Source organism: Glutamicibacter sp. 0426, assembly GCF_001906485.1.
Taxonomy (GTDB): Bacteria; Actinomycetota; Actinomycetes; order Actinomycetales; family Micrococcaceae; genus Glutamicibacter; species Glutamicibacter nicotianae.
Window position 1 is genome coordinate 269,029 of sequence record NZ_MPBI01000001.1, and the last position, 12,365, is coordinate 281,393.

Genomic DNA, 12,365 nt, shown 5'->3' on the forward strand with positions numbered 1-12,365 from the left:
TACTCGTACTGGTCCTCTAGTCCCTGGGAGGCTTAGGCAAATACCGGAACGCCATTATGCCTGTGCTTTTCGGTTCAGATGGCCTGCTGCACGCTGGTTATTCAGCGTCCAGCAGGCCTCACTGCTATGGAAGAGGAAGCGGCTCGTCGATCGGCTGGGCCTTGGTGCCCATATCGATGCCCAGATCCTTGGCAAAGATGGTGCGGGTTCCGGTATAGACCCCGTCCCTACTCTCGTCGAGTTCGAAGACGCGGGCGCCACGAAGCTCGTGGTTCTCGGTACCGCCTAATCCGTAGGTGCCGAATCCGGTACCTGGCGCGTAGCCCAGCTCGATGCCGTAGTAGTCGCCCTTGAAGGTGTTGATGTGGTCGTGGCCGCAGTACACGCCACGCACATCTCCGCGTTCCTGCAGGGCAGTGAACATGCCCGAGTTGAACGCTGCGGTGTAGATGCCCTCGTTCTTGACTCCCTCGATGGAGTGCTTCTTGACGGCCTTCTCATGGTCGGCATCATTCGAAGTGAACTGGGCTCCGTACCACATGTGGTGGTGCTCCCACAGCGGGATGTGGAAGAACATCAATGACTGGACCTTGCCGTAGCGTAATTCGGTGGCCTTGGACGCGTCGCGGTACCACGCGATCTGCTCCGGACGGATCCAGTCGTAGGACATGAGCCCTTCGAAATCCTGGCCTCCAATGGCATCTGGCGCGTAGCGATTCGAGTCGAGCAGCCAAATGCCGAAGGCGGGCTTGGCGTTCTTGGACGAAGCGATCAAAAGCTGGGAGTTCGACTCGCCCTGGATCTTGTCATTCTTCGCGTTGACATTGAACTCGTACCCGCGAATGAAATCGAGGATCTTGGCATCGGACATATTCGTGCCGTTGGGCATCGAATCCTCGTCATGGTTGCCAAAAGTCAAAGCCCAGGGGATGCCCCGCGATTCCATTGGCTGCACCACGTTGTTGATAGCTTGCTTGACCTCAGTGACGGTTTTCGGCGAACCGTTGATGACGTCGCCGTTGATGAGTGCGAAGCCCGGCTTCTCGGTATCGAGCACCTTGTTCATCAGTTCAAGCGTGCGTCGGTCGGTGCGTGGCCCATCCTGGGTGTCATTGAACTGGACGATCTTGAATTTGCCGTCGGCAGCGAACTTGAGCTTCGGGGCAGATGCCGTGGACTTCTTGGCTGGAGCAGCAGCTGCTGCGGTGCCGCTGGCGGCGAACAGACCGGTAATCGCGGCAGCGGTGCTGCCAATCAATACTCCACGACGGGGGACAGGAGACGAAGTGCTCAAAGAACTGCCTTTCACATGAAATTAGTAGCCAGCTGCAAAGTGGACCGGCTGATAACTCCTAGAGCGTATGGATGTCTAGTGACCGGTTGGTGAACATTGGTAGTCCGCAGGCATTGTTGTGCATAAATAAAATGGGCGAACTTGCGTCTTTCGCGCTTGTGCCGGTCAGAACGTGGAACGAGTCACATGATTCGCTAAGCTAAACATCAAACGTCTAATGTTTAAACGTGATCGACAACTCCTCTGAATCAGTTCTTCCGCCAGGGGCCAACCTTCCGCGCAAATCCCCATGGCTGGCTGGTGCACTCGCTGTAGCAGCCGTTATTCTTGTGGGCCTGAACCTGCGCATGGGCATTGCCTCGGCATCGCCGCTATTCCATGACCTGCAGGAGATGATGGGGTACGGGACATTCGTCGCTTCGTTGCTGCCCACCATCCCGGTTTTGTGCTTTGCCGTAGCTGGCGCGGCAACGAGCCTGGTGATCCGCTGGACCGGCCTGGAACTGGGCATAGCGCTGTCCTTGCTGCTGCTCACCGCAGGCCTCGCCCTGCGTGTTGTCGATTCAACCTGGGCTTTGCTGGCCGGCACCGTTGTGGGCATGTGCGGCTTGGCCATCTGCAATGTGGCGATGCCATCGTTCATCCGTGAACACCACAGGAATCGTGCTGCGTCGATGACTGCTGCCTACACGACAACCATGTCCATTGGCGCGACGCTGGCCTCGGCGGTCAGCGTTCCACTGGCGGTCCAGGCAGGTTCTCCGACAACCGCCTTGGCCTTGTGGGCTATTCCCGCATGCATGGCTTTGCTGGTCATGGTGCCGCTTTCCATTTCCGGGAAGGGGCCTGCCGTTGAAAAAGGCGCGCATGTTTCCCCATGGCCGTTGCTGGCTACGCGCAAGGGCTTGCTGTTCACCACCGTTTTCGCCCTCCAGTCGCTGCTGGTCTACACCGTGGTCAGCTGGCTGCCGCACATTCTCATTTCGCGCGGGTTGGAGCCAGTTGATGCCGGATTGATGCTGGGCATCGTGCAGGGCGTCAGCATTCCGGCAGTCATGATCATGCTCTGGATGGCGTCGAAGCCGACCTTGCTGCGCAGTGCCTTCCTGCTGACGACCAGTTGCTCTGTCCTTGGCTTTATCGCGTTGCTGCTGTTGCCAGTGGAGCTGTCCTTGATCAGCTCGATCCTCATCGGCCTGGGTTTCGGGGTGTTCCCGCTGGTGATGCTCATGATCAGCCGCAGCGGCGGCAGCGCAGCGGAAACCACTGCACTGTCCACCGTGGCCCAATCTGTCGGCTACCTGCTTGCGGCCATCGGCCCTTTCGCACTGGGACTCATGCAAGGTGCTTTGGGGTCGTGGACGGCTGGCCTGGTGATCATCCTTGGCTTCTCCGTGATGCAGCTGTTGTTCTGCTTCAAGCTCGGCGGCTTGCGTACCGAAACCGATGACCACCAGCTGATTGAAGTCGACAGCGATGCCGAAGTGGAGCGATCATGAGCAAGACCCCGTTGCGTCCGCCATTGTCCGAAGAGGTCGGAGCGAAGTTGCAAGCCGCCGTAGCCCAAGGCCGCTGGAAGGTCGGGGAACGGATACCAGCAGAGCCCGAGCTGATGGCTGAAATGGGTGTCTCCCGGGGAACCTTGCGCGAAGCTATCAAGGCGTTGGCCAGTACTGGCATCTTCGAGGTTCGCCGCGGTGATGGGACCTATGTGCGGGCGACCAGCGAGATCAGCGGCACCGCTCAACGCGTGTTCCGAGACCACTCAGACCAGGACGTGCTCCAAGTGCGCTTCGCCCTCGATACCCAGTCGGCCCGGCTCGCAGCGAAAGCTGGTGATGCGAAAGTCATCGAAAAGCTGCGAACGCTGCTGAGCCAGCGAAGCGAGGCGTGGGAATCCCGGGACTTTCCGGCCTGGGCGCAAGCCGATTGGAAGTTCCATTTGGAAGTGGCGCGGGCATCCGGAGTTCCGCTGATGAGCGAGATCTATGAGAGCTTCGGGGATGTCTTCCACGGAACCAAAATGGTCCAGCGGCTTTCCGACGGATTCGATGGCTGCCTGCACGAGGGCCACGAATCATTGGTGGACGCAATCCAGGCAGGCGACTCTGAAGCCGCCGCCAGAACCGTCATCAAGAACCTCGACTACTGCATGAGCTGGATGCCATAATTTTTACAATTTAAACCTGAAGTCACACAGTTTGATTTGAGGCTAAATGCAAAGCAAATCAGTGTTCCCGGAAATTTACTGTGTCGTCCCTCAGCTCAACTACGATCCCATAGTGCGACTAATTCTTGTTTTGAACTGATCGACTCTTAGCGTGAAACGCTTCGACAATGAGGTATTTGTCTTTATCTGCAACACTGTAGATTTGGTAATGAACACTCTAATGATACGAAAAATTGGGAACCGTTTTGGCAAAGTACACTGTAAATCAATTGCCCGTGAGCACCTTGCTGTCACAGGTGCAGAGCGAACAAATCGCAATACCAGAGCTTCAACGACCATTTGTTTGGGACAGCGTCAAAGTTCGCGATCTCATGGACTCGCTCTACCGTGGGTATCCGGTTGGATATCTCATCACCTGGCAATCTGTTGGCGCGCATTTGAAGGGCGGGGGCATCGCAGCCCATCAACAAATCTTGATTGACGGGCAGCAACGCGTAACGGCAATTCAAGCGGCTATTGCGGGCATGACAGTCATGACCAAGAAGTACAGTCGGAAGCGTATAACAATTGCTTTCAATCCCATGACAGAAGAATTTGCCACTCTAACTCCAGTGATTCGAAGAGACCCGCAGTGGATTTCTGATATTAGTGAGATTTTTAAGAGTGCAGCCGCTTTTAAGTTTGTCGGCACCTATCTCCAGCACAATCCTGGTGTGGATCAAGATGTAGCCGCCGAGAATATTGCCCATCTTGCTGAGATTAGGAATGCTCAAATCGGAGTCATTGCATTGAGCGATGATCTCGACGTTGAAACCGTCTCTGAAATTTTCATTCGAATCAATTCAAAAGGCGTCCCATTGTCCAGCGCGGACTTTGCAATGAGCAAGATAGCCACGTATGGCGATCGAGGCCGCAACCTTCGAAAGTTGATTGATTATTTTTGTCACTTGTCTGTTGCTCCTCACGCATACGAAGATATAGCGGAAAATGATACAGAGTTTGCTCAATCAGGGTTTTTATCAAGGATCAGTTGGTTGAAAGAAGACGCGGAAGATCTATATGACCCAAGCTATAACGACATCGTTCGAGTGGCTGGTCTAGTTGGGTTCAATCGCGGAAAGGCTTCGTCCATCGTAAGCGAACTATCTGGTCGAGATCCGGAAACTCGTAAAATCGATGAATCCCGTATCCCGGTAGCCTACGACAAACTCGAGTCTGCATTGATCGAAATCACGTCGAAATATCAGTTTGAGAATTTTGTAATGCTCATCAAATCGGCAGGGTTCATATCGTCGAAGCTCATAAATTCTAAGAACGCATTGAACTTCGCATATGGTTTGTACCTTAAATTGCGTCAAGACAAGCAGATGAGCGAAGGCGAGCGAAAGAGGATAACGCGTCGATGGTTCGTGATGTCTGCGCTGACCGGTCGTCATTCTGGAAGCTTCGAATCAACCTGGGAACAGGACATGCGCAGAATCACCCAACACGGCGCTGCTGAATACCTAGAGCAGATCGAGAAGTCCGAACTTAGCGAAGGCTTCTGGGCCGTGAACCTGCCCCAGAATCTGGAGACAACAAGTACTAATAGTCCGTATTTCCAGACGTTTATTGCTTCTCAAGTTGCGAGCGGAGCCAGAGGTTTTCTTTCCAAGCACATTTCCGTGGCAACGATGCAGGAGCACTCAGGGGATATCCATCATATCGTTCCAAAAAACTACTTGATAACTTCCGGTCTTACGGACCGATCAGATTATAACCAAGTCGCAAACTATGCGTTGACCGAAACCGCAGTTAATATAGCGATTAATGATGCATCGCCTGCCCAATACTTGGCGCGAATACATCAACAAATTGAAACCAAGATTCTGGACCTAGGGGAAATCAAAGATAGGGCTGACCTATTGCAAAACTTCCAAGAAAATGCCTTGCCGGAAGGTCTTGAGCAAGTCGATGCGACTAACTACTTTGAGTTCCTAGCGAAACGCCGAGTACTAATGGCTGCCGCAATTAAGGACTATTATGAGGCGCTTTAGAGCTGAATTTATCTAATTAGCCATAATAAAGCTTGGGTATGTTGGAGTTTCATTTATATGGAACGCTAGGTAGTCCCGGTCCGCGAATTATGGAAGGTAGTTGTCTCTAGACAGCCTTCATTCGGCTCACGTTTTCCTGCACCACAGCCTTGAAGTCCCCGCCCGCAGCCGCAAAAGTATTGCGCTGCAGCTGGTATTCGGCACCGCGCTCAATCAAGCGGATGATGCCCTGCAATTCTTCGGAGCACCCCAGCTGCTCGGCGATCGGCGCCAGTCGCTTGACCTCTGAGCGCAGGTGATCGGTCACCAGCATCTCATCGCCCTGCGCATTGAGGATGATGATGGCATCCAGTCCGTAGCGGGCGGCGCGCCACTTGTTCTCCACACGGAACCAGGCCGGCATGACCGGAATCTTGTAGCCGGCTTCGATGGACAGCGACATGTCGTGCACCAGGCACTGGGTCAGCGCGGTGATCGCGGCAATGTCCTCCAGCGAGCTGACGCCATCGCAGATGCGCATTTCCACGGTGCCCAAACGCGGCACCGGTCGCACATCCCAACGGATTTCCGAGACATCGTCAATGACCCCGGTGTGCAGCATGTCTGCCACGTGGGCTTCGTACTCGGACCACGAATCGAAGTGGAAAGGAATCCCTGCCGCCGGCAGCTGCTGGAACATCAGCGAACGCTGCGACGCGTAGCCGGTGTCTTCCCCGCCCCAGTAGGGGCTGGAAGCGCTGAGGGCCTGGAAATGCGGCTGGTAGTTGATCAGCCCGTCGGTGATGGGCAGAGCCTTCTCGCGGTCATCGAGTCCCACATGTACGTGCACGCCGTAGATCACCATCTGCCGTCCCCACCACTGGGTACGGTCAATCAGCTTGGCGTAGCGGTCTTTGTCCGTCACCGGCTGCAAGGTCGGTGCGGCAAACGGATGCGAACCTGCAGAGTACAAGTCCACCCCGTGATTGCCCGCCACCTCGTTGAGCATGCGCACATTGGTGCGCAGTTCCTCGGCCGCATCGGCCACGGTGGTGTGGACGCCGGTGACTACCTCGACGGTATTCATCAGCAGCTCCGGCTTCACCGTGGGATGCTCTTCATCATGGGCGAGGCCGGCCTCGTCCTTGAGCTGGTTGAGAATGTTCTCGGCAACCGAGCACAAGTCCGCACTTTCGCGATTGACCAAGGCAATTTCCCACTCGACACCGATGGTGGATTGGGAAGACTGGGCGAACTCGATTTTCTGCACGGCGCTCCTATTGATGACATCTCGGACGGACTGCTCCGGAGCCGAACCAAACGGATGGAGTACGCACCGATTGCCCGGTGATTCTCCATAATTATTGTATGTATTGCGCCGCTCCCGCCAGGGCAATGTTCCGGTGGGACCTGCGTCACCCCAGACTAGTGCGGGATCACCTCGAATGCTACGCGCTTGTCTCCCAGACGGGCCAGGATCAGCGTGGCCTTGTTCTTGGCGCTCTTGGGAGTGCCCGCCAGCAAAATGCGCCGCAATTCTTCCGGAGTGACGTCGACTCCGCGCTTCTTGATATCCAGCGTGCCGATGCCGTTTGATTTCACCCAGCTGCGCAGCTTCTTGACGTTGTAGTCGTGGACTGCCAGGACTTTGTAGCCGCGCGCAAACGGCGTGGAAATCTGCTGCTCATGGGTGAAGTAGGCAATATGCTCATCGAGCAGATGGCCGCCAGTCTGCTCCAGCAACGCCGAAATCAGGTGGGAGCGGATCACTGCGCCATCTGGTTCGTAGATGTGCGCTTGCAAGTCGCCTACCGGTGCTGGCTGGTCGTTCTCCGCGGTATCAGCACTGGACAATTCGTGGGCGCCGTCCTTGTCGATCACCAGCGCGGCGCGGGCAATGTCCTTGCGCTTCAGCTTGCCGAACCAGAGGCAGGCCTCGATGACCGAGCCATGGTCCGAGATCCAGACCGCCTCGGCATTCTCCGGGATCGCTTCATGAGGAAGGCCAGGGCCCAGCTTCACTCCGACATCCAGCCCCGTGTCCACCAGTTTCTCCACGAAAGACAGCGGAGGGGAGAACGCCTCGGGGTCGAAGAGCCGACGGGTGCTCCCTTTCACGTCGGTGCGCCGCGCAGGATCCAGCCAGATGCCATCAATGCCGGTCAGGTCCGTATCCTCGGCACTGCCGTGGATTACTTTGGCGTTGTCAAAGGGCATCAGGTTCAAGGTTGTGGCGGCCGCAGTCGTTTCATCCAGCTCAACGGCGGTGACCTGCAGTCCTGCGCTGGCAAGCGCAATCGAATCGGTGCCGATGCCGCATCCGAGGTCTGCCACATGGGTGGATCCGGCATTCGTGTAGCGGCGTGCATGCAACCCGGCAATGGTCAGGCGGGTCGCTTGCTCCAATCCGGCCGGGGTCAGGACCAGCGAATCGGCGAATGGGCCGAATTTCACCCGAGCCCTGAATCGCAGCTCGGCCTGGGCCATGACAGCGCGGACCACCTTGGGGTCGTGGCCCTCCTTGCGCAGCTTCTCGTTCAGCGCCCAGGCGGCATCCTTTGAAGCCACCATGGATGGATCGATGGTGGAAAGCAGCTTCCAGCCATCTTCCGAAAGCAGAGCGGCGAATTGTTCAATCAGCGTGGAGTCATTTGAAGCCTGGGCCATGAACCAAGACTATCGTCGATGAGCCTCGGGCATGTGCGGGCATCATGGTGCGTCCAACCCGCAAAGAACGTGATCTATGTGACAAAAGCGCGTCATATTCGGAATTCACAGAATCACCGAGAAGGCATTGCCACGACTTGGTACGCGGGCCGGGAACACCCGGGAAAGAAGCATCTTGAAGCCGGAGGATCTGAAATCCGAAACGCGCTAGAGTAAGGGATGCTTTTTCATGAGCATCAAATTGGTTAGAAAGCGTAATCCTTATTGCCATCTGGTGCATCCGACTAACAAGTAGAGCTCTCGCTGTTCTACAGTTCACCGTCGCCGTGCACCGGTTATCTGGACCGTGGAGAAGTATTGCCGGCAAGCGGGCAAACGCCTTCAGCAAAACGTGAAGTGATCCGCGTCGCATTCCGTCGCGCGACTGGTGTTGTATGGCACCTGTGATGAAACCTATGCAGCGAACGACAACGACGTCGACTATCGACCAAAAGACCGCGGCCGTTGCGCCGGGGGATCCGGCGCCTCAGGCGCAGAACCAGCTCAAGCGCGGCATGAGCAGCCGCCACCTGCAGATGATCGCCATTGGCGGTTCCATCGGCACTGGGCTGTTCGTGGCCTCGGGCGGCACGATTGCCCAGGCGGGACCCGGCGGCGCATTGCTGGCCTATGCGGCCGTAGGACTCATGGTGTACCTGCTCATGCAGTCCCTGGGCGAGATGACCGCGAAGATCCCGGTGGCAGGATCCTTCCAGACCTTCGCCACCCGCTTCGTCTCTCCGTCCTTCGGATTCGCCATTGGCTGGAACTACTGGTTCAACTGGGCCATCACCGTCGCGGCGGAACTGGTCGCAGCCGGCATCGTGATGAGCTTCTGGCTGCCCGATGTTCCCGGTTGGGTCTGGGCCGGAGTCTTCCTGGTTGCGCTGACCGCCTTGAACGCGCTGTCTGCCAAGGCCTTCGGCGAGGGCGAGTTCTGGCTCGCCCTGATCAAGGTGGCCACCGTCATCGCCTTCCTGGCCGCCGGCGTGCTGATGATTTTCGGCGTCCTCGGATCGCACGCCGATCCCCTGGCGAACTGGCGCGAAGGCAAGGATGTTTTCCATGGCGGCTGGCTGTCCATCGTCTCGGTCTTCATGATTGCCGGTTTCTCCTTCCAGGGCACCGAGCTGGTGGGTGTAGCCGCCGGCGAGGCCAAGGATCCGCGCCGCGAAGTGCCCAAGGCCATCCGCCGGGTGTTCTGGCGCATCATGCTCTTCTACATTGGCGCCATCTTCATCATCGGCTGCCTGATTCCCTTCACCGACCCGAGCCTGCTGGCCAGCGGCGAAGCGGATGTGGCGTCCTCGCCGTTCACCCTGGTCTTCGAGCGGGCCGGCATCGCCTTTGCCGCGGCTGCCATGAATGCCGTCATCCTCACCGCCATCCTGTCAGCCGGCAATTCCGGGCTCTACGCGTCGACCCGCATGCTCTATGCCATGGCCCATGACGGCAAGGCGCCGAAAATCTTCGGGCGCACCAACTCTCGCGGCGTGCCGATCATGGCGCTGCTGGCCACCGCGGCGGTCGGCCTGTTCGGATTCCTCACCGCGCTGGTGGGCCAGGGAGCGGCCTATACCTGGCTGCTGAACGTCTCGGGCCTGTGCGGATTCATCGTCTGGGTGGGCATCGCCGTCTCCCATTACCGGTTCCGCCGCGGCTACCTCGCGCAGGGCTACAGCGCAAAGGACCTGCCCTATGTGGCCCCGCTCTTCCCGCTGGGGCCGATAGTCGCGTTCCTGATGCTCATCGCAGTGATCATCGGGCAGAACTACCAAGCGGTGCTCGCAGGCCATGCCCTGGAAGTGCTCTCGGCCTATATCGGCTTGCCGCTGTTCCTCGGGCTGTGGCTGGTGCATCGCATGGTGACCAAGTCCAAGCTGGTCAAGCTCACCGAGATGGACCTGAATGCTCCGGAGGACATCGAGGAGTCCGCGGCTGTGCGCTCTGCGCGAACCGGTATGAAGAACTAGGGCAATGATTAGCACTCACCTTGACCGAGTGCTAAAGCTCGTCCTAAAGTCATGTGTGGGTGTCGCATTGGAAGTTGCATCTGCAGCTTGCAGCGTGGCACACCGCCTGACTGGATACCACCAACTGGCACCGCGACGACGGTTGGTCCAATGCCATAGGGCGCACCCCTACAACCATTGGTTCATACACGAAAAGGAGAGACCATGTCTGTCTCCATCAAGCCGCTCGAAGACCGCATTGTCATCAAGCAGGTCGAAGCCGTAACCACCACCGCTTCGGGCCTGGTCATCCCAGACTCCGCTAAGGAAAAGCCGCAGGAAGGCACCGTAGTTGCAGTAGGCCCAGGCCGCATCGACGACAACGGCAACCGCATTCCTCTGGACGTCGCAGAAGGCGACGTAGTCCTGTACTCGAAGTACGGCGGAACCGAGGTCAAGGTCGGCAACGAAGAGTACCTGGTGCTCTCGGCTCGCGACGTACTGGCAGTCGTCGTAAAGTAACGCCAACCTCTCTAAAGTTTCAGGAGAAAATGCATGGCTAAGCAGCTAGCATTCAACGAGGATGCACGACGCGCCCTCGAAGCGGGCATCGATAAGCTCGCAAACACGGTGAAGGTCACCCTCGGCCCACGCGGCCGCAACGTGGTGCTTGCCAAGACCTGGGGCGCCCCGACCATCACCAACGACGGTGTCACCATTGCGCGTGAGATCGATCTGGAAGATTCATACGAGAACCTTGGCGCGCAGCTGGCCAAGGAAGTAGCCACCAAGACCAATGACGTAGCAGGCGACGGCACCACCACCGCCACCGTGCTCGCCCAGGCCCTGGTCAAGGAAGGCCTGAAGAACGTCGCCGCTGGCGCCGCTCCGGGCGATGTCCGCAAGGGCATTGAACTGGCTGTCGAGATCGTCTCTGACGCACTGGCAGCAAACGCCGTGGCCGTCGAGGACAAGGTTGCCAACGTTGCCGCGATCTCCGCGCAGTCGGATGAAATCGGCGAACTGCTGGCCAAGGCCTTCAAGACCGTGGGCACCGATGGCGTAATCACCATCGAAGAGTCCTCGACTACCGCCACCGAGCTGGTCCTGACCGAAGGCATGCAGTTCGACAAGGGCTACCTCTCGCCGCAGTTCATCACCGACCAGGAGCGCCAGGAAGTTGTCCTGGAAGACGCACTGATCCTGATCAACCCGGGCAAGATCTCCACCGTGGCAGAATTCCTGCCGCTGCTGGAAAAGGTCCTGGAAGCGAAGAAGCCGCTGCTGATCATCGCCGAGGACGTCGAGGGCGAAGCCCTGTCCACCCTGGTGGTCAACAAGCTGCGTGGCCTGCTGAACGTGGTAGCCGTCAAGGCTCCAGGCTTCGGCGACCGCCGCAAGGCCATGATGCAGGATCTGGCCATCCTCACCGGTGCCCAGGTTGTCTCCTCGGAACTGGGCCTGTCCCTGGACCAGGTCGGCACCGAGGTGCTCGGCTCGGCACGCCGCGTGACCATCACCAAGGATTCCACCACCATCGTTGATGGCGCTGGCACCGACGAGGATGTGGCAGAGCGCGTAGCCCAGCTGAAGGCTGAGCTGAACCGCACCGATTCGGAGTGGGACCGCGAGAAGCTCTCCGAGCGACTGGCCAAGCTGTCCGGCGGCATCGGCGTAATCAAGGTGGGCGCTTCCACCGAGGTCGAGCTGAAGGAACGCAAGCACCGCATCGAGGACGCAGTGTCCTCGACCCGTGCGGCGCTGGAAGAAGGCATCGTTGCCGGTGGCGGTACCGCCCTGGTTGACGCGCTGGCTTCGCTGGATACCGATGCCCGCATCGCGGCCACCGAAGGCGACGTAGCAGCAGGAGTAGCGATTGTTCGCCGCGCCCTGGTACAGCCGCTGTTCTGGATCGCTACCAACGCAGGCTTCGACGGTTCGGTAGTTGCCTCCAAGGTCGCAGAGTCCGGCGCCAACGAAGGCTTCAACGCCAAGACCGGTGTCTACGAGAACCTGCTGCACGCAGGCGTCATCGACCCGGTCAAGGTCACCCGTTCGGCACTGCGCAACGCAGCGTCGATCGCGGCCTTGGTGCTGACCACCGAGACCCTGGTGGCAGAGAAGGCCGAAGAAGCAGACGAAGAAGCGCACAGCCACTAAGGCCAAGCGTGAAGCATGGGCATAGTGCCCGTGCGCGAAAGCCGCCGCCGGGACCAACCTCAAGCTGG

Annotated in this window: 9 protein-coding genes; 6 read left to right on the top strand and 3 right to left on the bottom strand. The window is 58.1% G+C overall.

Annotated features, from left to right (window positions below; genetic code table 11):
• Positions 1-124 precede the first annotated feature (124 nt).
• Entirely contained in the window at positions 125-1,294 is a 1,170-nt protein-coding gene (locus tag BKX98_RS01325) for a metallophosphoesterase family protein (RefSeq protein WP_073705910.1), read from the bottom strand.
• Positions 1,295-1,521: 227 nt separating this feature from the next.
• On the opposite strand from BKX98_RS01325, the gene BKX98_RS01330 reads away from it, so the two are divergent.
• The 3 genes from BKX98_RS01330 to BKX98_RS01340 all read left to right on the top strand — a co-directional run bounded on the left by BKX98_RS01330 (position 1,522) and on the right by BKX98_RS01340 (position 5,500).
• Entirely contained in the window at positions 1,522-2,793 is a 1,272-nt protein-coding gene (locus BKX98_RS01330) for a CynX/NimT family MFS transporter (RefSeq protein ID WP_073705911.1), read from the top strand.
• Positions 2,790-3,464, top strand: a complete 675-nt coding sequence (locus tag BKX98_RS01335; RefSeq protein ID WP_073705912.1) for a FadR/GntR family transcriptional regulator — start codon at positions 2,790-2,792, stop codon at positions 3,462-3,464. The genes BKX98_RS01330 and BKX98_RS01335 overlap by 4 nt, the downstream gene beginning before the upstream one ends.
• A gap of 275 nt (positions 3,465-3,739) precedes the next feature.
• The gene (locus BKX98_RS01340; RefSeq protein ID WP_233125256.1) at positions 3,740-5,500 is read left to right on the top strand and encodes a DUF262 domain-containing protein; all 1,761 of its coding nucleotides are present in this window, start codon (positions 3,740-3,742) and stop codon (positions 5,498-5,500) included.
• Between the two features lie 106 nt (positions 5,501-5,606).
• On the opposite strand, the gene BKX98_RS01345 is transcribed toward BKX98_RS01340, so the two are convergent.
• Both BKX98_RS01345 and BKX98_RS01350 read right to left on the bottom strand, forming a co-directional pair.
• A complete protein-coding gene (locus BKX98_RS01345; RefSeq protein WP_066140672.1) occupies positions 5,607-6,749 on the bottom strand; it encodes a glutamate--cysteine ligase in 1,143 nt (380 codons plus the stop codon).
• Between the two features lie 155 nt (positions 6,750-6,904).
• Positions 6,905-8,146 (bottom strand): class I SAM-dependent methyltransferase, encoded by a 1,242-nt coding sequence (locus tag BKX98_RS01350; RefSeq protein ID WP_073705914.1) that lies wholly within the window; start codon positions 8,144-8,146, stop codon positions 6,905-6,907.
• Between the two features lie 455 nt (positions 8,147-8,601).
• Here BKX98_RS01350 and BKX98_RS01355 point away from each other — a divergent pair, with 455 nt between their 5' ends.
• The 3 genes from BKX98_RS01355 (at position 8,602) to groL (ending at position 12,297) form a co-directional block, all read left to right on the top strand.
• Entirely contained in the window at positions 8,602-10,158 is a 1,557-nt protein-coding gene (locus BKX98_RS01355) for an amino acid permease (protein WP_083586570.1), read from the top strand.
• Between the two features lie 204 nt (positions 10,159-10,362).
• Entirely contained in the window at positions 10,363-10,659 is a 297-nt protein-coding gene (gene groES, locus BKX98_RS01360; protein ID WP_013349608.1) for a co-chaperone GroES, read from the top strand.
• Positions 10,660-10,692: 33 nt separating this feature from the next.
• Positions 10,693-12,297 carry a chaperonin GroEL gene (groL, locus tag BKX98_RS01365; protein WP_038990688.1) on the top strand — a complete coding sequence of 535 codons (1,605 nt, stop codon included), beginning with the start codon at positions 10,693-10,695 and terminating at the stop codon, positions 12,295-12,297.
• Positions 12,298-12,365 lie beyond the last annotated feature (68 nt).

Coding starts and splice junctions, on each gene's coding strand:
- BKX98_RS01335 (WP_073705912.1), top strand. CDS start 2,790: ATGAGCAAGACCCCGTTGCGTCCGCCATTGTCCGAAGAGGTCGGAGCG.
- groL (WP_038990688.1), top strand. CDS start 10,693: ATGGCTAAGCAGCTAGCATTCAACGAGGATGCACGACGCGCCCTCGAA.
- BKX98_RS01355 (WP_083586570.1), top strand. CDS start 8,602: ATGCAGCGAACGACAACGACGTCGACTATCGACCAAAAGACCGCGGCC.
- BKX98_RS01350 (WP_073705914.1), bottom strand. CDS start 8,146: ATGGCCCAGGCTTCAAATGACTCCACGCTGATTGAACAATTCGCCGCT.
- groES (WP_013349608.1), top strand. CDS start 10,363: ATGTCTGTCTCCATCAAGCCGCTCGAAGACCGCATTGTCATCAAGCAG.